At 73.8% G+C, this 26,676-nt stretch carries 28 protein-coding genes; 15 read left to right on the top strand and 13 right to left on the bottom strand.

Annotation, left to right across the window (positions count from 1 at the left end):
- Window positions 1–344: ROK family protein (locus ABZV94_RS29365; RefSeq protein ID WP_356345585.1), on the top strand; the 344-nt coding region annotated here is incomplete at its 5' end.
- A gap of 111 nt (window positions 345–455) precedes the next feature.
- Here ABZV94_RS29365 and ABZV94_RS29360 read toward each other — a convergent pair.
- The gene (locus ABZV94_RS29360) at window positions 456–2,495 is read right to left on the bottom strand and encodes an NPCBM/NEW2 domain-containing protein (protein ID WP_356345583.1); all 2,040 of its coding nucleotides are present in this window, start codon (window positions 2,493–2,495) and stop codon (window positions 456–458) included.
- Window positions 2,496–2,705: 210 nt separating this feature from the next.
- Here ABZV94_RS29360 and ABZV94_RS29355 point away from each other — a divergent pair, with 210 nt between their 5' ends.
- Both ABZV94_RS29355 and ABZV94_RS29350 read left to right on the top strand, forming a co-directional pair.
- On the top strand, window positions 2,706–2,897 hold the full coding sequence (locus ABZV94_RS29355) for a hypothetical protein (RefSeq protein WP_356345580.1): 192 nt from the start codon (window positions 2,706–2,708) through the stop codon (window positions 2,895–2,897).
- Window positions 2,898–3,051: 154 nt separating this feature from the next.
- Entirely contained in the window at window positions 3,052–4,095 is a 1,044-nt protein-coding gene (locus ABZV94_RS29350) for an NUDIX domain-containing protein (protein ID WP_356345578.1), read from the top strand.
- Here the strand turns inward: ABZV94_RS29350 and ABZV94_RS29345 are convergent.
- Entirely contained in the window at window positions 4,065–4,793 is a 729-nt protein-coding gene (locus tag ABZV94_RS29345) for an MBL fold metallo-hydrolase (protein WP_356345576.1), read from the bottom strand. The two genes, ABZV94_RS29350 and ABZV94_RS29345, sit on opposite strands and share 31 nt — an antisense overlap.
- A 62-nt stretch (window positions 4,794–4,855) precedes the next feature.
- Window positions 4,856–6,211: a dipeptidase gene (locus ABZV94_RS29340; protein ID WP_356345574.1), complete on the bottom strand. Its 1,356-nt coding sequence runs from the start codon at window positions 6,209–6,211 to the stop codon at window positions 4,856–4,858.
- 128 nt (window positions 6,212–6,339) lie between these two features.
- On the opposite strand from ABZV94_RS29340, the gene ABZV94_RS29335 reads away from it, so the two are divergent.
- Window positions 6,340–7,581 (top strand): geranylgeranyl reductase family protein, encoded by a 1,242-nt coding sequence (locus ABZV94_RS29335; RefSeq protein ID WP_356345572.1) that lies wholly within the window; start codon window positions 6,340–6,342, stop codon window positions 7,579–7,581.
- Here the strand turns inward: ABZV94_RS29335 and ABZV94_RS29330 are convergent.
- Window positions 7,571–8,020: a nitroreductase family deazaflavin-dependent oxidoreductase gene (locus tag ABZV94_RS29330; RefSeq protein ID WP_356345569.1), complete on the bottom strand. Its 450-nt coding sequence runs from the start codon at window positions 8,018–8,020 to the stop codon at window positions 7,571–7,573. The two genes, ABZV94_RS29335 and ABZV94_RS29330, sit on opposite strands and share 11 nt — an antisense overlap.
- A gap of 145 nt (window positions 8,021–8,165) precedes the next feature.
- Between ABZV94_RS29330 and ABZV94_RS29325 the strand changes: the two genes are divergently transcribed.
- The 4 genes from ABZV94_RS29325 to ABZV94_RS29310 all read left to right on the top strand — a co-directional run bounded on the left by ABZV94_RS29325 (window position 8,166) and on the right by ABZV94_RS29310 (window position 11,413).
- Complete coding sequence (locus ABZV94_RS29325) at window positions 8,166–8,858, top strand: TetR/AcrR family transcriptional regulator (RefSeq protein WP_356345567.1); 693 nt, start codon at window positions 8,166–8,168, stop codon at window positions 8,856–8,858.
- 127 nt (window positions 8,859–8,985) lie between these two features.
- Complete coding sequence (locus ABZV94_RS29320; protein ID WP_356345566.1) at window positions 8,986–9,495, top strand: hypothetical protein; 510 nt, start codon at window positions 8,986–8,988, stop codon at window positions 9,493–9,495.
- 35 nt (window positions 9,496–9,530) lie between these two features.
- On the top strand, window positions 9,531–10,751 hold the full coding sequence (locus ABZV94_RS29315; protein WP_356345564.1) for a sensor histidine kinase: 1,221 nt from the start codon (window positions 9,531–9,533) through the stop codon (window positions 10,749–10,751).
- Entirely contained in the window at window positions 10,748–11,413 is a 666-nt protein-coding gene (locus tag ABZV94_RS29310; protein WP_356345561.1) for a response regulator transcription factor, read from the top strand. The genes ABZV94_RS29315 and ABZV94_RS29310 overlap by 4 nt, the downstream gene beginning before the upstream one ends.
- 180 nt (window positions 11,414–11,593) lie before the next feature.
- On the opposite strand, the gene ABZV94_RS29305 is transcribed toward ABZV94_RS29310, so the two are convergent.
- Window positions 11,594–13,084 (bottom strand): MFS transporter, encoded by a 1,491-nt coding sequence (locus ABZV94_RS29305; RefSeq protein WP_356345559.1) that lies wholly within the window; start codon window positions 13,082–13,084, stop codon window positions 11,594–11,596.
- A gap of 86 nt (window positions 13,085–13,170) precedes the next feature.
- Between ABZV94_RS29305 and ABZV94_RS29300 the strand changes: the two genes are divergently transcribed.
- Window positions 13,171–13,572 (top strand): MarR family transcriptional regulator, encoded by a 402-nt coding sequence (locus ABZV94_RS29300; protein ID WP_356345556.1) that lies wholly within the window; start codon window positions 13,171–13,173, stop codon window positions 13,570–13,572.
- Window positions 13,573–13,602: 30 nt separating this feature from the next.
- Here the strand turns inward: ABZV94_RS29300 and ABZV94_RS29295 are convergent, their stop codons facing one another.
- Both ABZV94_RS29295 and ABZV94_RS29290 read right to left on the bottom strand, forming a co-directional pair.
- The gene (locus ABZV94_RS29295; RefSeq protein ID WP_356345554.1) at window positions 13,603–14,343 is read right to left on the bottom strand and encodes a maleylpyruvate isomerase family mycothiol-dependent enzyme; all 741 of its coding nucleotides are present in this window, start codon (window positions 14,341–14,343) and stop codon (window positions 13,603–13,605) included.
- Between the two features lie 146 nt (window positions 14,344–14,489).
- Window positions 14,490–15,851, bottom strand: a complete 1,362-nt coding sequence (locus ABZV94_RS29290; RefSeq protein ID WP_356345552.1) for a C1 family peptidase — start codon at window positions 15,849–15,851, stop codon at window positions 14,490–14,492.
- A gap of 232 nt (window positions 15,852–16,083) precedes the next feature.
- Here ABZV94_RS29290 and ABZV94_RS29285 point away from each other — a divergent pair, with 232 nt between their 5' ends.
- Window positions 16,084–16,479, top strand: a complete 396-nt coding sequence (locus tag ABZV94_RS29285) for a luciferase family protein (RefSeq protein WP_356345549.1) — start codon at window positions 16,084–16,086, stop codon at window positions 16,477–16,479.
- A gap of 40 nt (window positions 16,480–16,519) precedes the next feature.
- On the opposite strand, the gene ABZV94_RS29280 is transcribed toward ABZV94_RS29285, so the two are convergent.
- Window positions 16,520–17,299, bottom strand: a complete 780-nt coding sequence (locus ABZV94_RS29280) for a DeoR/GlpR family DNA-binding transcription regulator (RefSeq protein WP_356345547.1) — start codon at window positions 17,297–17,299, stop codon at window positions 16,520–16,522.
- A 125-nt stretch (window positions 17,300–17,424) separates the two neighbouring features.
- Here ABZV94_RS29280 and ABZV94_RS29275 point away from each other — a divergent pair, with 125 nt between their 5' ends.
- Both ABZV94_RS29275 and ABZV94_RS29270 read left to right on the top strand, forming a co-directional pair.
- Window positions 17,425–18,306 carry an SIS domain-containing protein gene (locus ABZV94_RS29275; protein ID WP_356345546.1) on the top strand — a complete coding sequence of 294 codons (882 nt, stop codon included), beginning with the start codon at window positions 17,425–17,427 and terminating at the stop codon, window positions 18,304–18,306.
- A gap of 31 nt (window positions 18,307–18,337) precedes the next feature.
- A complete protein-coding gene (locus tag ABZV94_RS29270; RefSeq protein WP_356345543.1) occupies window positions 18,338–19,198 on the top strand; it encodes a class II fructose-bisphosphate aldolase in 861 nt (286 codons plus the stop codon).
- A gap of 24 nt (window positions 19,199–19,222) precedes the next feature.
- Here ABZV94_RS29270 and ABZV94_RS29265 read toward each other — a convergent pair whose 3' ends face one another.
- Window positions 19,223–20,356 carry a methyltransferase gene (locus ABZV94_RS29265; RefSeq protein ID WP_356345541.1) on the bottom strand — a complete coding sequence of 378 codons (1,134 nt, stop codon included), beginning with the start codon at window positions 20,354–20,356 and terminating at the stop codon, window positions 19,223–19,225.
- A 67-nt stretch (window positions 20,357–20,423) separates the two neighbouring features.
- Between ABZV94_RS29265 and ABZV94_RS29260 the strand changes: the two genes are divergently transcribed.
- Window positions 20,424–21,074, top strand: a complete 651-nt coding sequence (locus tag ABZV94_RS29260) for an alpha-ketoglutarate-dependent dioxygenase AlkB (RefSeq protein WP_356345539.1) — start codon at window positions 20,424–20,426, stop codon at window positions 21,072–21,074.
- Between the two features lie 48 nt (window positions 21,075–21,122).
- Window positions 21,123–22,370, top strand: a complete 1,248-nt coding sequence (locus ABZV94_RS29255; RefSeq protein WP_356345537.1) for an ROK family protein — start codon at window positions 21,123–21,125, stop codon at window positions 22,368–22,370.
- Window positions 22,371–22,397: 27 nt separating this feature from the next.
- Here the strand turns inward: ABZV94_RS29255 and ABZV94_RS29250 are convergent, their stop codons facing one another.
- The 4 genes from ABZV94_RS29250 to ABZV94_RS29235 all read right to left on the bottom strand — a co-directional run bounded on the left by ABZV94_RS29250 (window position 22,398) and on the right by ABZV94_RS29235 (window position 25,727).
- Window positions 22,398–23,444, bottom strand: coding sequence for a S66 peptidase family protein (locus ABZV94_RS29250; RefSeq protein WP_356345535.1), 1,047 nt, complete (start codon window positions 23,442–23,444; stop codon window positions 22,398–22,400).
- Window positions 23,445–23,505: 61 nt separating this feature from the next.
- Window positions 23,506–24,417: a phosphotriesterase gene (locus tag ABZV94_RS29245; RefSeq protein WP_356345533.1), complete on the bottom strand. Its 912-nt coding sequence runs from the start codon at window positions 24,415–24,417 to the stop codon at window positions 23,506–23,508.
- Window positions 24,414–24,998 (bottom strand): DUF4865 family protein, encoded by a 585-nt coding sequence (locus ABZV94_RS29240; RefSeq protein ID WP_356345531.1) that lies wholly within the window; start codon window positions 24,996–24,998, stop codon window positions 24,414–24,416. The genes ABZV94_RS29245 and ABZV94_RS29240 overlap by 4 nt, the downstream gene beginning before the upstream one ends.
- A 153-nt stretch (window positions 24,999–25,151) precedes the next feature.
- Window positions 25,152–25,727 carry a TetR/AcrR family transcriptional regulator gene (locus ABZV94_RS29235; RefSeq protein WP_356345528.1) on the bottom strand — a complete coding sequence of 192 codons (576 nt, stop codon included), beginning with the start codon at window positions 25,725–25,727 and terminating at the stop codon, window positions 25,152–25,154.
- Between the two features lie 183 nt (window positions 25,728–25,910).
- Here ABZV94_RS29235 and ABZV94_RS29230 point away from each other — a divergent pair, with 183 nt between their 5' ends.
- Window positions 25,911–26,204 carry an SHOCT domain-containing protein gene (locus ABZV94_RS29230; protein WP_356345527.1) on the top strand — a complete coding sequence of 98 codons (294 nt, stop codon included), beginning with the start codon at window positions 25,911–25,913 and terminating at the stop codon, window positions 26,202–26,204.
- Window positions 26,205–26,676 lie beyond the last annotated feature (472 nt).

Genomic DNA, 26,676 nt, shown 5'->3' with positions numbered 1-26,676 from the left:
GGCCCGACGGGGACACCTCGGCCGCCGCGGTGGCCGCCGCGGCCCGCGCGGGCGACCCGGTGGCCGTCGCCTCGTTCGAGCGGGCGGCACAGGCGCTCGCCGCCGGTATCGCGGCCACCGCGACGCTGGTCGAGATCGACATCGCGGTGATCGGCGGGGGCGTCGGCAAGGCGGGCGACGTCCTGTTCACGCCGCTGCGCAAGTCCCTCACCGACTACGCGACCCTGTCCTTCGTGCGGCACCTCACCGTCGTCCCCGCGCAGATGGGCACCGACGCGGGCCTGGTCGGCGCGGCTGCGGCGGCCCTGACCCGCACCGCGGACGCGACGCCGGTGAGCCGCTAGGGTCCGCCCGCTCCGACGGCAGGGTGCCGGGGGTTCGCCGGGGCGGACCCGTCAGGGGGTTGCTGGGGGCGGCGCTGCCCCGCCCTCAGCTCCCAGCGGAGCCCGGGCCGGTCAGCAGGTGAGTCGGGCGTCCGCCCAGTCCGCGTGGTCGGAGTCGACGCCGTCGCCGCCGTCGGTGACGACCAGCCGTACCACCTGGGCGCCGGTGACGTCGGCGGTGAGCGGCTGGGCGGGCATCGCGTTGGTGAGGACACCGGTGGACGCGGCCTTCGTGCCGTCCGCCCAGATCTCGAAGGCGACGGTGCCCTTCGTGCCCTTCTCGTCGTCCACGCCGACCTGCGCGGTGACCTTCTCGCAGGCCTTGCCGGTGTAGAAGGAGATGTCGCTGAGCGCGTGCACGCCGAGGCCCTTGGCGTACACGGTGCCGCCGATGGTGAGCGGATTGCCGTCGCCGGCGGCGCTCTCCCCGTTGCTGGTGTTCCGTTCCACCGGCCCCCAGCCGCTGGTCGCCGACAGCCACGGCAGATCACCGAGGTACGACGTCCCGGCGGGCGGCGGTACGACGATGGACGCGGTCAGCGGAAGGGTGCTGGTGACCGGTGTGCCGGACGGCGAGCGGTAGCTCGTGGTGAGCGTGAGGCCGTAGGAGCCGGCCGGGGTGCCGGACGGCGCGGTCACCCGCCAGCCGGTGGACAGCGTCCCGCCGGGGGCCAGCGCGGGGGCCGAGGTCGCCGAGGTGGGCCGTACCGTCCAGCCGGCGGGGCCGGTCAGCGACACGGAGACCCGCCGCGCGGGAGTCCGGCCGAGGTCGGTCACGGTGCTGGTGAGCGTGGCGGGGGTGCCCGCCTCCAGCAACGGGCTGCCGTCCAGTCCGAGTTCCACGGCCGGCGGATGGTCGGCCCAGCGCGGGTCGGCCGAGACGCGCAGCAGGACCGTGCCGTGGGCCGGGACGGTGGCGGCGATGGTGCCGGCGGTGTTGTACGTGCGGTGCTGCCACAGGTCGCGCAGGGCGTAGGCGTCGGCGTCCGGCAGGCCGACGGCGCCGGCGCTGGTGGTGATCCGCTGGGCGGTGCCGGACTCGTTGAAGAGGGCCACCGCGCGGCTGCCGTCCTTCATCTCCTTGGCGACGACCCAGCGGCCGCCCTCGGAGGAGACGACGGTGCCCTGCTTGCCGAGCGGGTCCTGGTCGACGGCGATGACCTCCTTGTTGCCCAGGATGTCGTACGTCGCCTGGGAGGCCTTGCGCAGGTCGGTGCCGATGAGCAGGGGCGCGGCCATGACCGACCAGAGCGAGAAGTGCGAGCGGTACTCGGTGTCCGTCATGCCGCCGTTGCCGACCTCCAGCATGTCGGGGTCGTTCCAGTGGCCGGGTCCGGCGTACGGGGCGAGCGGGAGGTTCTGCTTCAGGATCGACAGCATCGAGCTCCAGTTGTCGCTGATGTCGCCGGTGGTCCGCCACAGGTGGCCGACGTCCGAGGCCCACTCCCAGGGCTTGTTCTGGCCCCACTCGCAGATGCTGTAGACGATGGGCCGCCCGGTCGCCTTCAGCGCGTCGCGCATGGTCCGGTAGCGCTGCTGGGCGTCCACGCCCTGGTTGTTGCAGTTGTCGTACTTCAGGTAGTCCACGCCCCAGTCGGCGAACTGCCGCGCGTCGCTGTACTCGTGGCCCAGGGCGCCCGGGAAGCCCGCGCCGTCGCAGGTCTTGGTGCCGGCGCTGGTGTAGATGCCCAGCTTGAGCCCCTTGGCGTGGACGTAGTCCGCGACCGCCTTGATGCCGTCGGGGAAGCGCACGGGGTCGGGCACCAGCTTGCCGTTCGCGTCCCGGTCCGGCAGGGCCCAGCAGTCGTCGAGGTTGACGTACCGGTACCCCGCGTCCTTGAGGCCCTTCTCCACGAAGAGGTCCGCGATGCCCTCGACCATGGACGCGTTGAAGTCGGCGCGGCAGTGGGTGGAGTTCCAGTTGTTGAAGCCCATCGGCGGGGTGAGGGCGAGCCCGTCGGCCAGGGCGGGGACGGTGGGTGCTCCGGGGGTGTCGGCCGGGGCGGCGAGGGCGGGGGCGGCCAGGCCGGCCGCGCACAGCAGGGCCGCGGTGAGCGCTCCGGCCACCCTTCGGCGTGTGGTGCGGGTCGTGCGGGTGTGAGGGCGACGCATCGTTGACGTTCCTCCGACTCGCGGGACAGGGACGACTACGTACCTGCTTGACTGCATGTACGCGTCATCAGTGCGCGCTTACGGTAGGACGTGTCGGACTGTGTTGGAAGAGGCTCGGCACGTGTTCGACTGTGTGCGCTTCCGGGTCCCGCGATCCGGTGCTCGCCGAGCACGGCGTGACCCCCGGCCGTCAGGGCAGTTGATCAGCGCATGAAGAAGCGCAGCATGCTCGCCATCGCCACCCTCGCCGCCGGATTCGTCGTGGCCGCCGTCACCCCGTCGCACGCGGCGGACGACGGAGCCCTCGGTGACCTCAACGTTTCGGACACCCTCGACACGGCCGGTCATCTCGTCGCCCAGGACAGCCTGGACGTCGACCACGGCGCCCTCGGACACGAGTAACCCCCGACGGCGCAGGGCGTGCGTGCCGGTGTCCCCGCCGCGGGGGGCACCGGCACTCCCGTCCCCGCGCGGACGGGCGCCCTCAACGCGCGGGGGTTTCCGTGGCAGGGTGGAGCGGGCAAGCCTCAGGGGGCCGACACAGGAGGGGGAGTCCGTGACCGTCGTCTGGATCAACGGCGCGTTCGGTGCGGGGAAGACCACCACGGCACGCGAACTGATCGAACTGATCCCGAACAGCGCGCTCTTCGACCCCGAGGTCATCGGCGGGGCGCTCACGCACCTGCTGCCGCCCAAGCACCTCGCCGAGGCCGGCGACTTCCAGGACCTGCCGATCTGGCGCCGGCTGGTGGTCGACACCGCCGCCGCGATGCTCGCCGAGCTGGGCGGCACTCTCGTGGTGCCCATGACCCTGCTGCGCCAGGAGTACCGGGACGAGATCTTCGGCGGTCTCGCCGCCCGCCGGATCGCCGTGCACCATGTGCTGCTCGCCCCGGCCGAAACGATCCTGCGCGAGCGGATAGCCGGGCGGGAGATCCCGCCCGACCCGCCCGACGGCGAGATACGCGTACGGCAGTGGTCGTACGACCACATCGAGCCCTACCGCGCCGCCCTCGCCTCCTGGCTCACCGCCGACGCCCACCCGGTCGACACCAGCGACCTTACCCCGTACGAGACCGCCGTGCGCGTCGCCGACGCCGTCGGCAGCGGCGCCGTACCCGCCTGCGACATCGTGCAGACCCCCGAGCCGACCGCCGAGACGCTCGCCGCCGGTGTGCTGCTCTTCGACGAGCACGACCGGGTGCTCCTGGTCGACCCCACCTACAAGCCCGGCTGGGAGTTCCCCGGTGGTGTGGTGGAGCGGGGCGAGGCGCCGGCCCGCGCCGGGATGCGCGAGGTCGCCGAGGAGACCGGGATACACCTGCGCGAGGTGCCCCGGCTGCTGGTCGTGGACTGGGAGCGTCCCGTCCCCCCGGGGTTCGGCGGGCTGCGGCTGCTGTTCGACGGGGGCCGGCTGGAATCCGGGGAGGCGTCCCGGGTACTGCTGCCCGGCCCGGAACTGCGCGCCTGGCGGTTCGCCACCGAACAGGAGGCCGCCGCGATGCTGCCACCCGTGCGCTACGAGCGGCTGCGCTGGGCGTTGCGGGCCCGGGAGCGGGGCAGCGCGCTCTACCTGGAGGCGGGTGTGCCGGTCGGCTGACCCGGCGCCGCGACGATCGAGCGCAGTGCGGCGTCGGCGCCGCTCAGGACAGGGTCGCCGTGGCCGAAGCAGGCCACCTCCGCGCCGAGGCCGGCCAATCGCCGTAGGGACGCGAGGAGTTGCTGTCGGTCCAGGTTGAACACCCCGGGGACCGGGACACCGTCGGCCGACGCCACCGTGTCCCCGGTGAACAGCACGCCCTCGGCGGGCAGGAACAGCGCGACGCTGCCGTCGGTGTGTCCCGGGACGTGGACCACGCGGGCGCCGCCGCCGAAGGCGAGGACGTCTCCGTCCGTCACCTCGGTGACCGAGGACGGGGGCACCGGCGGCCCCTCGGGCAGGTGACGGGCCGCCTGCGCGTGGATCGGCAGCTCCCACTCCTCGAACCGCGGCGTCGGGCCCGGCAGTTCCCCGCGCACGAACGGCGCGTCCAGACCGTGCGCCAGCACCTCGGCCCCGCTCAGCGCGGCGAACTCGCCCGCCCCGCCGGCGTGATCCTCGTGGAAGTGGGTCAGGACGACGCGGCGCACGTCGTGCGGGGCGTGTCCCAGGGCGGTGATCGCGTCGGCGATCGTCCGGCCGGAGCCGGTCAGGCCCGCGTCGATCAGGGTCAGCTCGTCGTCGTCGCGCCAGAGGTAGGCCTGGCCGACCGGGAAGCGGAACAGGTGCAGGCGGGGCAGCAGTGCGATGACGTCCATGCGCCGACCGTAGGAAGGGCCCCCGCCGGGAGGCGAGGGCCCTCTGCCGTGGGCAGAGCGGTTCAGCTCGCCGCGTAGTTGCGCAGGAACAGCGCCTCGGCGACCGACAGCCGCTCCAGCTCCTCGGGGGACACGCTCTCGTTGACGGCGTGGATCTGCGCCTCCGGCTCGCTCAGCCCGATCAGCAGGATCTCCGCCCGCGGGTAGAGACCGGCGAGCGTGTTGCACAGCGGGATGGAGCCGCCCTGCCCCGCGTACTGCAGGGTCTGCCCCGGGTAGGCCACCGCCATCGCGTCGGCCATCGCCTGGTAGGCGGGGCTGGAGGTGTCGGCGCGGAACGGCTGGCCCTGACCGATCTGCTCGGTGCTGACCCGGGCGCCCCACGGGGTGTGCGCCTCGATGTGCGCCTGGAGCAGCTTGGTGGCCTCCGCCGCGTCCACGCCCGGCGGCACCCGCAGGCTGATCAGGGCGCGGGCGCTCGACTGCACCGACGGGGTGGCGCCGACGACCGGCGGGCAGTCGATGCCGAGGACGGTGACCGCCGGCCGGGCCCAGATCCGGTCGGCGACGGAGCCGTCACCGATCAGCCCCACGCCGTCCAGGACCTTGGCGTCCGCGCGGAACTGCTCCTCGGCGTACTCCAGGCCGTCCCAGCGGGCGGTGGCGTCCAGGCCGTCGACGGTGGTCGAGCCGTCCTCGGCGCGCAGCGAGTCGAGCACCCGGATCAGCGCGGCCAGCGCGTCCGGGGCGGCGCCGCCGAACTGGCCCGAGTGCAGGTTGCCGGCCAGGGTGTCGATCCGCACCCGGAGCATGGTCATACCGCGCAGCGTGGTGGTCACCGTCGGCAGGCCGACCCGGAAGTTGCCCGCGTCGCCGATGACGATGGTGTCCGCCTCCAGCAGCTCGGGGTGCTGTTCGGCGTACCGCTCCAGGCCGCCCGTGCCCTGCTCCTCGGAGCCTTCGACGATCACCTTCACGTGCACCGGTACGCCGCCGTTCGCCTTCAGGGCGCGCAGCGCGAGCAGGTGCATGATGAAGCCGCCCTTGCAGTCGGCGGTGCCGCGGCCGTACCAGCGGCCGTCGCGCTCGGTCAGCTCGAACGGCGGGGTGGCCCAGCCGGCCTCGTCCAGCGGGGGCTGCACGTCGTAGTGCGCGTACAGGAGAACCGTTTTCGCACCCTCCGGCCCGGGCAGGTGGCCGTACACGGACCGGGTGCCGTCCGGGGTGTCCAGCAGCGCCACGTCGGTGAAGCCCTCGGCGCGCAGCGCCTCGGCTATCCAGTCCGCGGCGGCGTCGCTCTCGCTCTTGGGGAACTGCGTGAAGTCCGCCACCGACTTGAAGGCGACCAGTTCGGTCAGCTCCGCCTTCGCCCGGGGCAGCAGCGAGGCGACGGTCTCGGCGAGCGGATTCGACGGCATGGGCACGCTCCTCGTAGGTGCGACGTTGTACGGGGTGAGACCGATACTCCCACAGTGGCCTGCGCGGACGGCCGCCGTAGGATGCGACAGGACACTCGGCAACGGCTTGATCGGAGCGGTAGACCATCGTGAGCGGCGAGAACTCTTCGGCGGACGGCGTGCAGCGGGTCTGGGACGTCGTCGTGGTGGGCGCGGGCCCCGCGGGCGCCTCGGCCGCCTACGCGGCGGCGGTCGCGGGACGGCGCGTGCTGTTGCTGGAGAAAGCCGAGTTGCCCCGCTACAAGACGTGCGGCGGCGGCATCATCGGCCCCTCGCGCGACGCGCTGCCGCCCGGCTTCGAGCTGCCCTTCCGGGACCGGGTGCACGCGGTCACCTTCTCGAACAACGGCCGCTTCACCCGCACCCGCCGCTCCAAGCAGATGCTGTTCGGGCTGATCAACCGCCCCGAGTTCGACCAGCAGCTGGTCGAGCACGCCCAGAAGGCGGGCGCCGAGCTGCGCACGGGCGTCACCGTGCAGCGGGTCGAGCAGCACGGCTCGGCGGTGCCGGACCGGCGCACGGTCGCCGTCGTCCTCCAGGGCGGGGAGACGGTGCTGGCCCGCGCGGTGGTCGGCGCCGACGGCAGCGCCAGCCGGATAGGGGCCCACGTCGGTGTGAAGCTCGACCAGGTCGACCTCGGCCTGGAGGCGGAGATCCCGGTGCCCGAGACGGTCGCCGAGGACTGGAAGGGCCGGGTCCTCATCGACTGGGGCCCGATGCCCGGCAGTTACGGCTGGGTGTTCCCGAAGGGCGACACGCTGACGGTCGGCGTGATCTCCGCGCGCGGTGAAGGCGCCGCCACCAAGCGGTACTTGGAGGACTTCATCGCCCGGCTGGGCCTCGCCGGCTTCGAGCCCGCCATCTCCTCCGGGCATCTGACCCGCTGCCGTGCCGACGACTCGCCGCTCTCCCGGGGCCGGGTGCTGGTCTGCGGGGACGCGGCCGGCCTGCTGGAGCCGTGGACCCGCGAGGGCATCTCCTTCGCGCTGCGCTCGGGCCGGCTGGCGGGGGAGTGGGCGGTGCGGATCGCCGAGGCGCACGACGCCGTCGACACCCGCCGCCAGGCCCTGAACTACGCCTTCGCGATCAAGGCCGGGCTCGGCGTTGAGATGAGCGTCGGCAAGCGGATGCTGGCGGTGTTCGAGAAGCGCCCCGGCCTCTTCCACGCGGCCCTCACGGGCTTCCGCCCGGCCTGGCGGGCGTTCCGGGACATCACCCAGGGCTCGACCTCGCTGGGCGAGCTCGTCCGCTCCCACCCGATCGCCCAGCGCGCCCTGGCCGCGCTCGACCGGGGCCAGGCGGCCCCGGTGGAGGAGCCCGTCAGTTCGTGACGGTGATGCGGAAGACCGGGTGGTCGGGGGCGATCCGGCGCAGCTCCGCGTCCGGGGAGTCGGGGCCGACTCCGTTGAAGAAGACCCCGACCTCCGCCTTCCAGCGCTTGAGGTAGGCGCGCAGCAGCGGGACCTTGTCGTCGTCGGCGACCTCGGTCGCGGTGAAGACCTCCACGTTCTTGCCGAGCCGGAGTTCACCGCCGCCGGCCGCGCGCATGTTCCGGGTCCACTGGACGTGACCGCGCGGGGCGACCAGGTACTGCTGCCCGCCCACCGTCAGCAGGTTGACCGGCGTGGTGCGCCACTGCCCGCTCTTGCGCCCCCGTACCGCGAGGACCCGGGAGCCCCAGACGCTGATGCCGCGCCGGGTGAGCCAGGAGACGGCCCGGTTGAAGACGTTGACGGTGAACCAGCCCGGCTTGACGACGTGTGTCGACATGATGACCCCCACGGTGTGAGAGAGCGGTGCTCTCGCCGGCCTCCAGTGTGGGGCCGGCAGGTGCTCCAGAGCAAGAGCAGTGCTCTCTTTTTTGTTCACCGCTCACGTCTGTGTGCACCGCTCTCTCGCGTGGCACACTGCTGGCATGACCACCGCACAGGGTGCCCGCGCGCGGGCCAGGCAGGAAGTCACCGCGGCCATCAAGGAGGCGGCCCGCAGACAGCTGGCGGCGGAGGGCGCGGCCAAGCTGTCCCTCCGCGCCGTGGCCCGCGAGCTGGGCATGGTCTCGTCGGCCCTGTACCGCTACTTCCCCAGCCGGGACGACCTGCTGACCGCGCTGATCATCGACGCCTACGACTCCGTCGGCGAGGCGGCCGAGCGGGCCCGGGACGCCGCGGCCGACGCCCCGCCGCCGGACCGCTGGACCGCCGTGTGCGAGGGGGTGCGGCGCTGGGCGCTCGCCCATCCGCACGAGTACGCGCTGATCTACGGCTCGCCCGTGCCCGGCTACTCCGCCCCCGAGACCACCGTCCCCGCCGCGGCCCGCGTCGGCATGGTCTTCATCGGCATCGTGCGGGACGCCCACGAGGGTCCGGGGCTGTCCGTCCCCTCCCTCCCGGCCGGCCTGCGCCCCGAGGGCGCCCGCATGGTCGACGACTTCGCCCCCGGCGTACCGCCGGAGGCGGCGGTGGCCCTGGTGGCGGCCTGGGCCGAGCTGTTCGGGCTGATCGGATTCGAGCTGTTCGGCCAGTTCCACCGGGTGGTGGAGGACCGGGAAGCGTTCTTCCGGCACGCGGCCGGCCGGCTGGCGGAGGGGGTCGGGCTGGGCCGGGGGTGAGTGGGGGGTTGCCCCCCTTCAGGGTGGTTTGGCGGCGGATCTCCTGCCGGGCGGGCCGCGGCTGTGGCTCAACTGGCCATCAAGACGTTCTCCGAGCCGGTCACACAGGAGGTTTCCTTGCCTCCGGATGAGCGAGAGCCCCGGGCACAGGGATGCGCACGGGTGCGATCACAAGGTCTGCGTCAACGTGGTCGGCAACGCGTCCGGCAACACGACGAGCGGCTACTACAGCGGCTCGAACCGGTTCTACGGCCACATCAATGTGTGGGGCCCCGGCATGAGGGTGGAAGGCAGGGACAGCGCCTATTCCGGCGTCGCGGGGAAGGGCCGGGGATCCGGCCAGACCTGTGCCGAGGGCTGGGAGCTGGACAACGGCAGGTACACCTCTCCGTGGGCCTGCCCTGCGAGGACGTCAGCTGACCGCCCGGGCTCCTCCCGGCCGGGACCCCGGCGCCGGGCCGCGCCCGCCGCGCACCGCCCCGGCGTCGTACGGGGGCCCGGCTCGCGCGGTGCCGCCGTCCGCCCCGGCGTCCGGGACGCGGAGTCCCCGCCCGGCGGCGGGCGCCGCGAGCCGCGCGATCCCGGCGTCCCGAGCCGTACTCCCCAGGGAGTACACCTGATCACCTCGCCCGGCTGACGTCGTCCCGGCGGGCCGGCGTCTAGCGTGGCCGCATGGACGAGCAGCACGGCGGTGGTCCCTCGCACGGGTGGCGGTACGGGCCCCCGGGGTGGAACCGCCCGGACGACGCCGACGCGCATCGCGCCCGGCTGCCATGGCGCTCCACCGTGCTGCTCACCGCGTTCGTGCTGGTCGGCAGCGACTTCGCCGGGCACGGCCAGCCGGACCGGGTGCCGCTCGACGGCTGTGCGCGCGTGCTGCTGCTCGTCGCCTCGGCCCTGTTGCTGTGGCGGCACCGCCACCCGGTGGCCGTGGCGTTCGGCACGGCCACCGCGACCCTGGCCTATCTGGCCGTCGGCTACCCCTACGGACCGGTCTTCCTGACCGTGGCCGTCGGCTGTTTCGGCGCGGTCGTCGCCGGGAAGCGGCGGGCGGCCTGGGCGGCCGTCGCACTGCTGTGGGCGGGACACGTCCTGGTCGCGCTCTGGCTGTACCGGTGGCTCCCGCCCGCCGGGGACCGCGGCGCGGGCATCGGCCAGGAGGTCGTCGTCGCCACCTGGGTCCTGGCCGTCGTCGCCCTCGCCGAACTGGCCCGGGTCCGGCGCGAACAGTGGGCACGGGAACGCGCGGACCGCGCCGAGGCGGCGCGACGGCGCGCGGACGAGGAGCGGCTGCGCATCGCCCGCGAGCTGCACGACGTCCTGGCCCACAGCATCTCCGTCATCAACGTCCAGGCGAGCATGGGCCTCGCGCTGCTGGACAGCGACCCCGAGCAGGCGCGGGCCGCGCTCACCACGATCAAGTCCGCCAGCAAGGAGGCGCTCGGCGAGGTGCGCCAGGTCCTCGGCACCCTGCGCGCCCCGGGCGCCGCGCCGCGCGCCCCCGCGCCCGGGCTCGACCGGCTGCCGGAACTGGTGGAACAGGCAGCGGCGGCCGGCCTGACCGTCGAGACCGAGGGCGAGCCACCCCGGCTGCCGCCCGGCGCCGACCTGGCCGCCTTCCGCATCGTGCAGGAGGCTCTCACCAACGTCGTACGCCACTCCGGTTCGCGGCACGCGCGGGTGCGCTTCGCGTACGCCGACGGCGTGCTGCGGGTGCGGATCGACGACGACGGACCGGCGACCGGCGCGGACGCCGGGGGCAGCGGGAACGGCCTGGCCGGCATGCGGGAGCGGGCCGCCGCGCTGGGTGGCACCATCGAGGCGGGCCCGCGCCCCGACGGCGGCTTCCGGGTGCTCGCCGTCCTGCCGTCGCACCTCAGGGAGGACCAGTGATCCGGGTACTGCTCGCCGACGACCAGTCGCTGGTGCGCGCCGGCTTCCGGGCGCTGCTCGACGCGCAGCCGGACATCGAGGTGGCCGGCGAGGCGGCCGACGGGGAGGAGGCACTGCGCCGGGTCCGCGAACTCCGGCCGGACGTCGTCCTCATGGACATCCGCATGCCGCTGCTGGACGGCCTGGCCGCGACCCGCCGGATCACCTCCGACACGGAGTCGGCGGACGTGAAGGTGGTCATGCTCACCACCTTCGAACTGGACGAGTACGTCTTCGAGGCGATCCGCGCGGGCGCCTCCGGCTTCCTGGTGAAGGACACCGAGCCGGACGAACTCCTGCGCGCCGTACGGGCGGTCGTGGAGGGGGACGCACTGCTGTCGCCGGGCGTCACCCGCCGGCTCATCGCCGAGTTCGCGGCCCGCTCCAAGCAGCCCGCGGCGGTGGACGCGCTCGCCCGGCTCACCGAGCGGGAACGGGAGGTGATGGCGCTGGTGGGCATCGGCCTGTCCAACGAGGAGATCGCCCGCCGGCTGGTGGTCAGCCCGCTCACGGCCAAGACGCACGTGAGCCGGGCCATGGTGAAGCTGGGCGTCCGGGACCGCGCCCAACTCGTCGTCCTCGCCTACGAGTCGGGGCTGGTACGGCCCGGCTGGCTGGGCTGAGCCGCCCGCCGGAGACCTTGGTGCGGCGGCTCCCGTGTGCGGCTGCACAGGCGTGCGCCCGGCGGGGCAAGCGATCCCCGCCGGGCGCACGCGTGGAGGCGTCCCCCTGTTTCCTGGGCCTCTCGTTCGGAGCATGCCGGGCTCGCGGTCCCTGATCCGGCCTGATCCGAACGAAAGACCCTAGTCGCGGACCGGTACGCGGTCCGCGTCCGCCTCCTTCACGGTGGACCTGGCGACCACGACCGAGTGGCCCCGCCGGGGCCGGCGCAGCCCGGTGAGCGACAGCAGCAGCCCCGCCACGGCGATGATCGCGACCACGACCAGACCGGGCCGGTAGCTGTCCAGGACGGCCTGCGGGGTGGCCTTCGCGGGAGCGTGCGCGGTCACCACCGCCGTCACGACGGCCAGGAAGAGCGCGCCGCCCACCTGCACCGAGGTGTTCAGCAGCCCCGAGACCATGCCCTGCTCGTGCTCGTCCACGCCGTTGGTGGCCTGGACGTTGAGGGAGGGGAAGGTCAGCGCGAAGCCCGAGCCGACCAGCAGCATGGTCGGCAGGATCACGGCCGCGTAGACCGGGTGCAGGTCGACCCGCAGGAACAGCGCGTACCCGACCGCCAGCAGGACGAAGCCGAGCACGATCAGCCGCGTGGTGCCGAACCGGTCGATGACGGTCCCCACCTTGGTCGCGGAGAGCGCCACCAGCGCGCCCGCCGGCAGGAACGCCAGGGCCGTGTGCAGGGCCGACCAGCCCAGCACCTGCTGCATGTAGAGCGTCACCAGGAACTGGAACCCCGTGTAGCTGCCGACGAACGTCAACGCGCCCAGCTGGGCCCGCACCTGCGGCCCGGAGCGCAGCACCCCGAGCCGGATCAGCGGGCTGGGGCTGCGCAGCTCGACGAGGACGAAGGCGACCAGCATGACGGCCACGGCGACGAAGGACAGGAGCGTCCGGGCCGAGGCCCAGCCGGTCTGCGGCGCCTCGACGACGGTGAACACCAGCAGCAGCATCGAGGCGGTGCCGAGGACGGCACCCGGGATGTCGTAGCCGCCGTGGTCGCGTTCACGCGCGCTGCGCGGCAGCAGCCTCATGCCCACGAGCAGGGCGAGCAGGGCGACGGGGGCGGGCAGCAGCATGGTGAACCGCCAGCTGGCCTCGGTGAGCAGCCCGGAGAAGACAAGGCCCATGGAGTAGCCGGCGGCGGCGCAGGTGGTGTAGATCGACAGGGCCCGGTTGCGCAGCGGCCCCTCCGGGAAGGTCGTGGTGATGATCGACAGGCCCGCCGGTGCGGTGAAGGCCGCGCTCAGGCCCTTGATGAAGCGGCTGGCGATCAGCAGCGGGCCGGAGTCCACGAGTCCGCCGAGCAGCGAGGCGAGGGCGAAGACGCCGAGCGCCACCAGGAACACCTGGCGCCGTCCCAGCAGGTCGGCGGTCCGGCCGCCCAGGAGGAGCAGGCCGCCGTAGCCCAGGATGTAGCCGCTGACGACCCATTGCAGGGTCGAGGTGGAGAGGCCGAGATCGGCACCGATGGACGGCAGCGCGACGCCGACCATCGACACGTCCAGCGCGTCGAGGAACATCGCGGCGCACAGCACCAGCAGGGTGCCCCACAGTCTGGGTGTCCAGCGAACCGCCGGGGACGGGGTCGCCGAGGTGGTGAGCGGAGTGGTCATGCCGCGTACAATTACATGCATGCGCATGAGATGCAAATGCATTTAATGACGATGCAATAAATGCGTTTCTCTGCTACGGTGCGGTCATGGCGGCGAAGAAGCAGCCCGAACAGGCGCTCGTGGACCAGTGGCGGGACATCCTTGCCCTGCATGCCCGCACCCAGTGCGAGGTGGACCGGGCGCTGCACGGGCACGGACTGTGCGCGAGTGACTTCGAGGTGCTCGACCTGCTGGCCGAGGGCTCGGCGGCGGACGGCGGCTGCGCCTACCGGGTGCAGGAGATCTCCGACCGGGTCCACCTCAGCCAGAGCGCGCTGTCCCGGCTCATCGGCCGCCTGGAGAAGGACGGCCTGGTCGAACGGGCCATGTGTCCGGAGGACCGGCGCGGAGTGCGGGTGGCCCTCACGGCGAAGGGACGCGCACTGCACGGCGAGGTACGGCCGGTGCAGCGCGCGGTGCTGGCGAGGATGCTCGCCCAGGCCGACTGACCTGGTCGGGGCCGGGACCCCGGCGGTTCGTCAGATCCGGGACCGCTCCCGCCACAGGGCCGCGAGCGACGCGTCGCCGGTCACCTGCGGCACCGCCGTCCGGTTCCACAGCGCCAGGTACAACTGGTCGGCCGGCCCCGACAGTTCGGCCTCCGCCGGGCCCTCCTGTGCCCGCACGGTCACGGGCGGTCCGTCACCGAGGCGTACGGTCCACACCGCGTCCGGCCCCGCGTCCACCGCGCGCACCCGGAACGTACGCGGCTCCTCGGTGCGTACGCGGCTCCGCGGCCGGGCGTGGAAGCCGCGCAGCAGTTCGTCGATGCCGTCCGCCGCGAACTCCGGCGCGATCGGGGACGGCGTCCCGCCGCGCGCCGCCTCGGCGTCGTAGCGGTGCACGGTCGTCTCGTGTGCCTGCCGCCGGATCCAGAAGGCCAGCGGCGAGGGGACGGGCGCGGGGTGGAAGGTCCAGCACTCCAGGTCGGCGGGCGCGGCGGCCAGCGTCTCCACCAGCAGGCGGTGACCGTCCCGGTACCAGGCCACCAGCTCGGCCCCGTCCAGCGTCGGCGGCTCGTCGAGGGGTAGGGGCGCGGTGTGCCCCCCGGCGACGAGGGCGGCGGCCCACCGGTGCACCGTGCCGGTGTGCCCCACCAGGTCCCGCACCTGCCACTCCGGGCACGTCGGCACCTTGGCCTCGGCCCCCGCCGCAGCGGCAGCCGCCGCGAGCAGCCGGCCCTCGCGGTCCAGAATCTCCAGGTACTCCGCAGTCTCCATGGTGCCGAGTGTGCCGTATGAGGTGGGCTCCAGCGGGCCCGGCACCGGCACTGCCGATCCGGACAGGGCGGTGCGGTGGCCCTCACCTCCACGTCCGCGTCGGCCGGCCCCTGGCCGAGAGCCCCTGCCCGAGCGGGGCCGACGGCTCAGTGGGCGAGGGCACCCATCGGGTCCCAGGCGGGGAGGACGATCGGCGGCCGGTCGAGGGCGGCGGCCAGTTCCGGAGGCAGCGCCGAGCGACGCACGGCGATCTCGAAGACGTGCTCACCGAACCACGAGTCGTTCATGGTCCAGAAGCCCTTGTCGGCCTTCGCATCGCCCCAGCTGTTCTCCACGCGCCAGCGGCGCGGGCTCCCGTCCACCACGTCGACGCCGGTGAACAGCATCGCGTGGGTCATCTGCGTGTCGTGGTGCAGCAGCCGGTCGGCCTTGTCCAGGGTGAACGGGGCGTCGTAGACGGCCGCGTAGTCGAAGAGCGCGGCGTCCCAGACACCGACGTCCGCGCGCATCATCTTGGCCACGTCGCAGCCGAACCACACCGGCTCGCCGCCGACGACCGCCTCCATGGCCAGCCGCTTCAGCAGCTCGATCGGCGCGTTGAGATAGACCACCGGCGGGGCGTCCACCACATTGCCCAGGTACTCGACGGTGAAGGTCCGGCCGACCGGGCTCGACTCCCGCGGGTCGTGCACCAGGCAGACGTACTCGTCCAGCGGCAGCTGGACGTACGAGGCGGCGAACTCGGCCGGGGTGAGCCAGCCGTCGCGGTGGAACTCCTTGTCCGTGTCCTCCCACTGCCACAGGAACCGCTGCGGAGGCGTGCCGAGGTGGATGCCGAGCACCCGGTGGACGGCGGCCAGCACCTGCCGCTTGTGCCCCCGCTGGGCCTCCACCCCCTCGGCGGCCAGCCCGCGCAGGTCGCGGGCGCCCTGGCGGAGCAGGGACTCCAGGGCCCGGTTCATCGCCCGGGTCGAGGAGGAGCTGTCGGTCTCCGGCATGGCCGACTTGGGGACCAGGCCGTGCTTGGCGACCAGGGCGACGAACATGTTCCACTGGCCGCCGTCACCGATCGGATCCGCGAGCAGGTGCGCCACCGTGCGGTCGTCCACGTCCCGGTCCGCGGTCTCGATGACGGCCTCCAGGAAGTGGTTCGCCCGCTCGAACTTGTCCCACCACAGCAGGTAGTTCTGGGAGAACTCGAAGTCCTTCACGCCCAGCTTCCGCGCCGCGCCGACCCGCAGCAGGTTGAGCCCGGCGAACATCCAGCAACGCCCGCTCTGCTTCTGGTCGGTGACCTTCCAGTCGTCCAGGTGGTGGGAGACCGAGTGGTCGATGCCGCTGAGGACGCGCCGGTCGAGGGCGACATCGTCCACCGGCGTCTGGGTGACCGCGTTCTGCATCAGCCGGTTCACCGGACGCGCGGCGAACTCCTTCTCGAACAGCTCCACCTGGTCCGGGGTCAGACTGCGCTCCATGGCCTGGCGGGAGTCATCGTTTCCGAAGGTCACGGCGGTCTGCCTCCAGTTCCCAGGGCTCCTCGTGCGGAGCGCGCCCCTCACCGTCGCACGGCGGTTCGGCGGGAGTCAACGGAGGGGGCGGAGCCCAACGGCCGCCACCCGCGGCGCCGGTGTGTTCCACGGGCGGACTTCTGTGCGGGTTCCTGAACGCCCGGCGGATACAGACCGGTTAATGCTTGCTCACGAGCTGGTTGCGAGCGGGTGAGCGCGCCATGATGGGCCCATGACGTTGGCCTCACGCGCGCTCGCGCAACTGGCGACCTGGCCGGACCTGAGACAGGCCGCCCCGAGCTGCGGGCTGGGACAGGCCGTGCGTTCGGCCCACGGGGAGATCGCGCACTTCCACTCCGAGCGCGATGTCGACCTGCGGCTCACCGACCGGGCCATCCGGCGGTTCGCCAAGGACCTCAGGGGCTCGGACGCCATCAGGGTCGTGCCCGGCTCGCAGTGGGTGACCCTGCGCCTGGACGCCGCGAGCGACGTCGACCTGCTGTTGACGCTGGTCAGCGTGGCGCTCCAGGCCCAGCAGACGTGGCCCGACCCGGCGGACCGGGCGGTCGTGGGCTGCAACGACCAGCGCGGCGCGGGCTTCGTGAAGGCCGACCTCGGCGGTGTCTGAGGCGACGGCGCGAGCCGGGAGCGGCCCGGCCGCAGGCGTCTCAGACCGTCAGCACCCGGACGCCCGCCTCCTCGAACCGTCGTACCGTCTCCGGCTCCGCCGCCGTGTCCGTCACCAGGGTGTCCACCAGGTCCGTGCCGCAGATCCGGGCGAACGCGCGCCGGCCCAGTTTGCTGGAGTCGGCGGCGACCACGACCCGCTCCGCGCGCTCGCACAGCAGCCGGTTGATCGCGGCCTCCGCCTCGTCGTGCGCCGCCGCCCCGTGCGTCACGTCGAAGCCGACCACGCCCAGCACCGCCACGTCGAGCGTGACTTGGCCCAGCACCCCGTCCGCCAACGGGCCGATGAGCTCGTACGACTGCGCACGTGCCACCCCGCCCGTCACCACGATCTTGAACTGGGGGCGTACGGCGAGCTCGTTGGCGATGTTGAGCGCGTTGGTGACGACGGTGAGCGCGGGTGAGCCGGTGGCGAGGTCGCCGCGTACGGCCAGCGCCCGGGCCACCTCCGTGGTGGTCGTACCGCCGGTGAGCCCCACCGCCTCGCCCGGAGCGAGGAGTTCGGCCACCGCCTTGGCGACGCGCTGCTTCTCGGAGGCGCGCCGGGCCGTCTTGTAGCGCAGCGGGAGCTCGTAGGACACCCCGTGCACCACGGCCCCGCCCCGGGTGCGGACCAGCATCTGCTGTTCGGCGAGCTGGTCGAAGTCCCGGCGGATCGTCGCCGCCGACACCGCCAGCTCCGCCGCCGCCTCCTCGACCTCCAGCCGGCCGCGCTCGACGAGCAGTTCCAGCAGCGCCTTCCAGCGGGCGTCCCGGGACATCCGCCGCCTCCCTTCCGTGCGATCTCCCGGCGACCCTAGCGCACCAGCTCCGGCGTCCGAATGCTTGATTGTGCTCGAAAGGCCGCTATACCTTGCAGGAACGATCAGCAGGGGAGGGTCTGGGCATGACACATGTCGAGAACGAGCTGAACAGCCAGCCCGAGTGCTGGATACGGGCGGCCGAGCAGGCGGGGCGGCACCGCGGCGCGCTGCCGGAGCCGGGGGAACGGGTCGCCGTCGTCGGGTGCGGGACCTCGTACTTCATGGCCCAGGCCGTGGCTGCCCTGCGCGAGGGCGCCGGACAGGGCGAGACCGACGCGTTCCCCGCCTCCGAGTTCCCGCACGGGCGGTCCTACGACCGGGTCCTCGCCCTCACCCGCTCCGGCACCACCACCGAAGTACTGCAACTCATCGACGAGTTGGCGGGACGGACCCGCACCACCGCCGTCACCGCCGACGCGGACACCCCCGTCGTGTCGGCCGCCGACGACCTCGTCGTGCTGGACTTCGCCGACGAACGCTCCGTCGTCCAGACCCGGTTCGCGACGACCGCGCTCACCCTCCTGCGCGCCCACCTCGGCCTGCACACCGACGCCGCCGTCGCCGACGCGCGCACCGCCCTCGCCACCCCCCTGCCCGAAGGGCTCGTGGAGTGCGCGCAGTTCACCTTCCTCGGGCGCGGCTGGACCGTCGGACTCGCCCACGAGGCCGGGCTGAAGATGCGCGAGGCCTCCCTGTCCTGGACCGAGTCCTACCCGGCGATGGAGTACCGGCACGGCCCGATCAGCGTCACCACCGGGGGGACGGCCACCTGGATGCTCGGCCCGGCACCCGACGGCCTCGCCGAACAGGTCCGCGCCACCGGCGGCCGGTGGATCGAGGGCGGGCTCGACCCGCTCGCCGAACTCCTCCGGGTCCAGCGGCTCGCGATCGCCGTCGCCGCCGCCCGGGGCCTCGACCCCGACCGGCCGCGGCACCTGACCCGCTCGGTGATCCTCGCCCCCTGAACCGCCGGCCCGTCCCGGAAGGACACCTCACGTGCCCCTCGCGTCCACAGGCGAGCTGATCACCCGGGCCGCCGCCGCCCGCTCCGCCGTCGCCGCGTTCAACATCATCACCCTGGAACACATCGAGGCCGTCATCGCCGGCGCCGAGTCGGCCGGCGCGCCCGTGGTCCTCCAAGTCAGCGAGAACGCCGTCAAGTTCCGCTACGGACGGCTGCTGCCGCTGGCCCGCGCCGCCGTCGCCGCCGCCGAACGGGCCGCCGTACCCGTCGCGTTGCACCTGGACCACGTGCAGAGCGACGACCTGCTGCGGCAGGCGCCCGGTGCCGGGTTCAGCTCGGTGATGTACGACGCGGCCCGCCTCCCGTACGCCGGCAACCTGGCGGCGACCCGGGCCGCAGTCGACTGGGCGCACGCACAAGGGCTCTGGATCGAGGCCGAGTTGGGGCAGATCGGGGGCAAGGACGGACGGCCGCCGCTGGACGCGCACGCGCCCGGCGCCCGCACCGACCCCGGCCGCGCCCGGGACTTCGTCGCCGGCACCGGCGTCGACGCCCTGGCCGTCGCCATCGGCAGCGCGCACGCCATGACCACCCGCACCGCCGTCCTCGACCTCGGCCTGCTGGGCCGGCTCTCCGCCGCGCTGAGCGTGCCGCTCGTGCTGCACGGCTCCTCCGGGGTGCCGGACGACGCGTTGGTCGCGGCGGTCGGCGGCGGCATCGCCAAGGTCAACGTCGGGACCGCCCTCAACGCCGCCATGACCGGCGCGATCAGGGATTTCCTCACCGCCCGTCCCGAGGCCGTCGACTCGCGCACCTACCTCGGCGCGGGGCGCGAGGCGATGGCTGCCGAGGTGCGGCGGATCATCGGGGTTCTCTCCCGGGCCGGGGGTTGATCAGCACCGTGTCCCGCACGGCGCCTAGCCCCTTTTGACCGCCCGCAGCACCACGAACTTCGGGTCCGACGCCACCAGCGCGCTGTTTCCGAACAACCGCCTCAGCTTCACGTGGTAGCCCAGGTGCCGGTTCCCGATCACCCACAGTTCGCCCCCCGGCCGCAGCGAGCGCAGCGCCCCCGTGAACATCCGCCACGCCGTCGCGTCCGTGGTCGCCTGGTGGGAGTGGAAGGGCGGGTTGTTCAGGACCAGGTCCACACTGCCGGGCGCCACCCCGGCCAGCCCGTCCCCGACCCGGAACTCGGCGTGCCCCGGCACCCCGTTCGCCTTGTACGTCGCCTCCGCCGAGGCCACCGCCTGGTACGACTCGTCCACGAACAGCACCTCGGCCGCCGGATCGGCGAGCGCCACCGCCGTACCGACCACGCCGTTGCCGCAGCCGAGGTCCACCACGCGCCCGGCGCCGGGTCCGGGCAGGTGCTGGAGGAAGAAGCGGGTGCCGACGTCCAGTCGCTCGGCGCAGAACACGCCCGCGTGGTTGACCACCGTGCGCCCCGACACCGCGCCGACGCCGTCCGGCAGGGCGTAGCTGTACGGCCACGGGTTCGCGGGCCGCTCCAGCGCGGGGTCCGGGGTGCAGAAGATCAGCCGGGCCTTCTGCCGGGCCAGGGAGGTCCGGGTCGGGCCGAGGACCCGCTCGAACAGCCGGAGCGTGGAGGTGTGGATCTCCTTCACCATCCCGGTGCCGACCACCACCGTGCCCGCGTGCACGGCGGGCGCCAGCCGCAGCAGCTGGTCCTCCAGCAGCGCCAGGCTCTTCGGCACCCGCACCAGCAGCACGTCCACCCGCTCCGGCGGCGGATCCTGCGTGGTCAGCAGCCGTACGGCACCGGGCTCCACGCCCGCCCGCGCCAGATTCGCACGGGTCGCCTCCTGCCCGAGGAAGGAGTCGGTGATCTGCGTCGGCCGGTGCTCCGCCAGCGCGGTCACCAGCGCGCCCCAGCGGTCCCCGACCACCACGACCGTGCCCGTGAGCGGCACCTTCTCCTCTGCGAGGTGGCGCAGCAGGTACGCGTCGGAGGCGTCCCACGCGCGCAGCCGGTCGCGGGGGTCCTCGGGGAAGCGGGTCAGCTCGACCTCGCCCCACGGTGTCGTCATACGGTCGCTCATCGTGCGTCCAGGCTAGCGGAGCCGCAGATCAGAGGGCGTGGGGCAGGATGGGGGCATGGAGGACGCCCTGTTCCCCCGGGAGCGTGCGGAGGTCGCACCGGGCGCCGTGCACGTCGTGGACTGGCTGGACGCCGAGCGGCAGCGCGCCCTGCTCGCCGCCTGCCGGGACTGGGCCCGGCCCCCCGCCGGGCTGCGCACCGTCCGCACCCCGGGCGGCGGCACGATGACCGCGCGCCAGGTCTGCCTGGGCTGGCACTGGTACCCGTACGCCTACGCCCGCACCGCCGTCGACGGCGACGGCAGCCCCGTCAAGCCGTTCCCGGCCTGGCTCGACGCGCTGGGCCGGCGCGCGGTGGCCGACGCGCTCGGACCGGACGCCGTACCCGCCGCGCCGTACGACATCGCGCTGATCAACTTCTACGACGGCGACGCCCGCATGGGCATGCACCGCGACGGCGACGAGCAGGCCGACGCGCCGGTGGTCTCTCTCAGCCTCGGCGACACCTGCGTCTTCCGCTTCGGCAACACCGAGTCGCGCGCGAAACCGTACACCGACGTGGAGCTGCGCAGCGGCGACCTGTTCGTCTTCGGCGGCCCGTCCCGGTTCGCCTACCACGGCGTGCCGCGCGTCCTCCCGGGCACGGCCCCGGCCTGGCTCGGCCTCGCGGGACGGCTCAACATCACCCTGCGGGTGAGCGGCCTGTAGCCGGCGGCGCAGGCCACCCGGGGTGCGGATCATGGGAGACTCGCCCTCATGAGCGGCAAGGCGGATCCCCGGGCAGCGGGGGAGAGGACCACGTCAAGGGCGCGGCTGGACCGCGGGCGCGCAGCGCTCGGGCCGGCGCTGCAGCTGGTGCACACCGGGCGGGCCCCGACCCGTGCCGTGCTCACCGCCGAACTCGGCGTCACCCGGGCGACGGCCGGCGCGGTCGCCGCCGAGCTGGAGGCGCTGGGCCTGATCCGGGTGGACGCCCGGCCCGGTGCGGCGGCGGGCTCCCAGGGGCGCCCCTCGCACCGTCTGGAGGTCGCCGAGGACGGTCCGGTCGCACTCGCCGCGCAGATCCACGCCGACGGCTTCCGGGCCGCACTGGTCGGCCTCGGCGGACGGATCGTGGCGACCGCCCCCGGCTGCGAGACCGTCGACGCCGACCCGGCGAAGGTGCTCGGCTCCGTGGTCGAGGCGGGCGCGGAACTGCTGCGCGCCACCGGGCGGCGCTGTGTCGGCGCCGGACTCGCCGTGCCGTCCGCCGTCGCCGAACCAGCCGGCCTGGCCCTCAACCCCCTGCACCTGGCCTGGCCCGCGGGCGCCCCCGTCCGGGAGATCTTCGCGGAGCGCGTGCGCGCCGCCGGCATCGCCGGACCCGCCTTCGCGGGCAACGACGTCAACCTCGCCGCGCTCGCCGAGCACCGGCACGGCGCCGGCCGGGGCGCGCGGGACCTGCTGTGCGTCGCCACCGGGCACCGGGGCGTCGGCGGCGCGCTCGTCCTGGACGGCCGTCTGCACACGGGCAGTTCGGGTCTCGCCCTGGAGGTCGGCCATCTCACGGTCAACCCGGAGGGCCGCCCCTGCCACTGCGGCAGCCGGGGCTGCCTGGACGTCGAGGCGGACCCGCTCGCCCTGCTCACGGAGGCCGGCCGGGAGCCCGGCCCCGAGGTGTCCCTGGTGCAGCAGGCCAACGACCTGCTGCGTACCCGGTACGACGACCCGGCCGTCCGCAGGGCCGCCGAGGTCCTCATCGACCGTCTCGGCCTCGGCCTGGCCGGCCTGGTCAACATCCTCAACCCGGACCGCATCATCCTCGGCGGTCTGCACCGCACCCTGCTGGACGCGGATCCCGGCCGGCTCCGCGCGGTGGTCGCCGGTCGCAGCCTGTGGGGCCAGAGCGGGGGCGTCCCCATCCTGCCGTGCACCCTGGACCACAACAGCCTGGTCGGCGCGGCGGAACTGGCCTGGCAGCCGGTGCTGGACGACCCGCTGACCGCGCTGGCCGGGATCGGCTAGGCGCGACGACCGCAGGACACCCGGCCGTCAGTACGTCACCGTGATCCGGCGCGCCGGGCCGTCCACGGCGACCTCCCCGCCGTACGGGATCACCACCTGCGGATCGGTGTGGCCGAAGTCGACGTCGAAGACGGCCATGGTGTGCGGGGCGTACACCTCCAGGGCACGGAGCACCGCCTCACGCTGCTCGGTGGCGTAGCGGCGCTTGGCGTCCGCGTCGTTCGGCCGCTGGAACGACCAGGCCTTGGCGCGGCCCATCAGCAGGGCCGGGAAGCGCTCCAGCAGGCCGCGTTCCCCCATGTTCCGCAGGATCCGGAAGACCTCGGTGGCGCTCGGCAGCTCCTCCGAGGTCTCCAGGAACAGCACGCCGCCGTCGTAGGCCGCCGGATCGCGTTCGATCTCGCGGTCGGCCATCAGCAGCCACGAGAGGATCTCCAGGTTGCCGCCCCACGTGCGTCCCTGGACGACCCGGTCGGGCCGGTGCCAGATCCAGCCGCCGCCCGGCTGGGAGTCGGGTTCGGCGTCGAACGTGGCGGGGTCGGCCCAGTCGCGGTCGGTGTCGCGGTAGCGCTCGGCCGGGCGCAGTTCGTACGCGCCGCGGGTGAACAGGGCCGCGCGCACCGAGTCGGCGGTCATCGGGTGCAGCGCGTACGGGCGCCCCAGTTCGGTCATCAGGCAGGCGCCGTGGTAGCCGACGATGCCGAGGTTGCGCAGGAACACCAGCAGATTGGTGTTGTCACTCATGCCGAAGAACGGCTTCGGGTGGGCGCGGATCAGCTCCCGGTCCAGGTGGGGCAGCACGGTGATCTGGTCGTCGCCGCCGATGCTGGCCATCACCGCCTTGATCGTCGGATCGGCGAACGCGGCGTGGATGTCGGCGGCGCGCTCCCGCGGGGTGGCGCCCATGACGCGGGTGGTGGGGTATTCCACCGGTTCCAGGCCGAAGTCCTCCCGCAGCCGCCTGAGCCCCAGCTCATGGGGGAGCGGCAGGATCCCCGGCAGACCGGATCCGGGCGAGAGGATCGCGATGCGGTCGCCGGGGACGGGCTTGGGCGGATACGCGGGTGCGGTCATGCCGGTCAGGTTAGGGGCCCGACCGGCTTTTGATCACCCGCATTTCCGGGCCGGGAGGCGCTCACTTCCAGTCGGTCCCGAACGCCCGCCCCGGATGCTCCCCGAGGATCCGCTCCACCAGCTCCGCGCCCACCGCCTCCGCCAGCCGCTGCCGTACCCGGCGCAGCAGGTACGGCATCCCGGGCCCGCCGTCGACCGAGCGGGCCCCGGCGGTCACCGTGTCACCGCCGAGCAGCAGCCGGTCCCCGAAACCCGCCTCCGCCAGGGCCCGTACGGCCTCCGGCATGCGCCAGTCGGTGGCGTGGTGGGCGCGGGACGGGCCGTCGAAGGCCAGCCAGCAGCCGGACGCGGCGGCCTGACGGTGCGTCACCGGGTCGGGGGACCGGTTCAGGTGCCCCAGGATCACCCGCTCACCCGGCACGCCCAGCTCACCGCAGAGCAGGTCCAGTACGTCCAGGGCGCCGGTGCCCAGCTCCAGGTGCACGGCGACGGGGGCGCCGGTGGCGTGGTGCGCCTCGGCCGCCGCCGCCATGGTCCGGCGGGCGTGCGCGTCCAGTCCGTGGAAACCGCCCGCCACCTTGATGAAGCCGGCCCGCACACCGGTCGTCCCGATGCCCTCGGTCAGTTCGGAGACGAACAGGTCGGCGAGCCGCCCGCCGCGCAGCCGGGCGAGCGTCTCGGGGGCGTAGTGCGCCGCCTGGTGCAGTCCGGTGGCGCAGACGATCCGCACCCCGGTCGCGCGGGACAGCCCCGGCAGGTCCGCCACCCGCCGTCCCATGCCGTACGGCGTCCACTGCGCGACGGCCGCTCCGCCCGCCGCGCGGAAGGCCGCCAGCTCGGACCGCGCCGCGGAGGGGTCGTCCAGCTCCTGACCCGGCAGCCGCGGGCTGCGCAGGAAGAGATGGTCGTGCGCGTCGCACACGCCCAGCTCCTCGGGCGGGATGTCACCGAGGACCGTGCGGACGCGGGTCACCACTGCCGCCCGCGGGGGAGCCGGTCCCGGCCGGGTGCGGACAGGTGCAGCACCTCGAACACGTCCCCGTCCACTGTGGGCGCCTCGCCCTCCCAGAGGGAGAAGTGCACCAGCTCCCAGGCGTGGGTGTCCACGGCCGCCGCCGCGAGCACCGCGCCGTCCCGCGTCGCCAGCCGCTCCGTCTCGGCCGCCGCGTCCGCCATGAAGGACGCCAACCGCACCCCGTCCGGCACCTGTTGGCTTCGGCGGACGGCGAACGCCGGGGCGGAGGCGGCCGCGGTGCCCTCCTCGAAGGCCAGTCCGGTCCACTGCCGGATCGCGGGCCGTCCGAAGTCGTCGACGGGCCCCTGGAAGGCTCCGCCCCACAGGAAGCCGTTCATGCCCTCCGTGGTGTTCCAGAGGTAGAACGGGCCGTACTGGTTCACCGGTGACCCGTTCACACCGCGTTCGCGCATGACGTACGTCTTGATGCCCAGGCCCTCCCAGTCGTCCAGCAGATGCCCGACGCGGGCGACCCGGGAGCGGATGGTCCCCATGTCGTAGTCGGCGGGCAGGGTGAACTCGTACTGCATGGCGTGCATCGGGGATTCCCTTTCTCAGGCGGGGGAGTGCGCCACCTCAGCCGGCGGGGTGGTCGGTCACGTGCGCGTGCCACTCGGTCGTCGTGCCGTCCGCAAGGTCTCCACCGGGCCCAGGCCGGGTGTCGGGACGCCGTCCGGTGACGGGCACGTGACTCAGTTCTCCTGTCCGGGATGCGGAGGTGCCAGCAGGGAGAGCAGACCGCGTACGCCCGCGTCGAAGGCGGCCGGCGATCCGGACGCGCGGGCGAGGACATAGCCGCCCTGCACGGTCGCGAGGACGGCGGCGGCGATCTCCTCGCCGTCCAGACCGGGCGCGAACTGCCCCTGCCGCTTGCCCTCTTCGACGGTCGCGGCGATCCGCTCGCGGATGGCGGCGATCGTCTCGTCGACCGGCGCGCGCAGCTCCGCGCTCGCGATCACGTCCGGGTCCATGGTGAGCCGGCCGACCGGACAGCCCCGCAGCACGTCGCGCTCGCGCAGCAGGTACGCCTCGATGCGCTCGTACGGCGTGCCCGGCCCGTTCAGCACGGCCTCCGCGGTGGCCCGCAACGCGTCGGCGGTGCGCCGGATGGCCGCCAGGGCGAGGTCCGGCTTGCCCTGGAAGTGGTGGTACATGCTGCCCTGGCCGGCCCCGGCGCGCTCCAGGATGGCCTTGGGGCTGGTGCCCACGTAGCCGCGCTCCCACAGCAGTTCGCGGGTGGCCTCGATCAGTCGTTCCGAGGTGCTCATGCGGGCTACTGTACATACTAGTAGTTACAGCCCGCCACATGCCGTGGGAGCAGCCCGGTGCCGCGCCCGTACTCCCCGCGGGGTACGCGCACGGCCGCCGGTCGCACGACGACCCGGACCGCCTCCCGGAGAGAGCCTCGGGACATCACCCGAAGACCCGAACCGACGAGGGAGAGACCCGAGATGCAAACCCTGGCGCACTGGGACGGTGGCGGACCCGGCCCGTGGATCCTGCTCGTCCCGCTGATCTGGGCGGCCGCCGTGACCGGCGTCGTCACCGTCCTGCGGCGCACCGGCCGGCGCGGGCGCGGCGGCCCCTGGCGGCCGGTGGACGGGGGACGCCCGGCGGGTGACTCGCCGCTCGCGGTCCTCGGCCGCCGCTTCGCCGCCGGCGAGATCGACGAGGACGAGTACTGGCGCCGTCTGTCCGTCCTGGAGGAGCAGTTCGGCCGCACCGGCAAGGGCGGCGCCGCCTGACCACGATCTCCGCGGCGCGGGCGGCGGCCCGCGCGGCCGACGCGGTGAGGGGACACGGCTCCGGCGACACCGCCGTACCTCCGCCCCGGACGGCCTCGACGTCACCTTCCGGCCGGACGCTCACGGCGATCGCGGCCCCCGGGGCTCCGGCCCGCCGGGTGGTCGAGCGACCGGGAGCGGATCGGCATCCTCACGGACGTCGTCGGTGGCAACGCGTGGCCGTGGCGCCGATGTTCGCCCGAGTACGGCGGGCGGCTCGGTCTCGGCGCCTTCCTCGGCCGTGTGCCGGTGGAGGTGTCCGCCGGCACGAGCGGCACCGCGTCCGCCTTCGCCACCGGTGCCGGGCTCCCCGTCCGGGGCCCTGGCCGGGGATGCCGCCCGGGGCCGGGCGCCCTGGCGTGCACCGGGCGGGACTCCTTTCGAGGTCGCGACGCGGAGCGGCCACGCGCCCGTCAGCCGCGGACAGCCGGCC

The organism is Streptomyces sp. NPDC004658 (assembly GCF_040609555.1).
In the GTDB taxonomy this organism is placed as follows: domain Bacteria; phylum Actinomycetota; class Actinomycetes; order Streptomycetales; family Streptomycetaceae; genus Streptomyces.
This window is presented reverse-complemented; position numbering and strand designations above follow the sequence as displayed.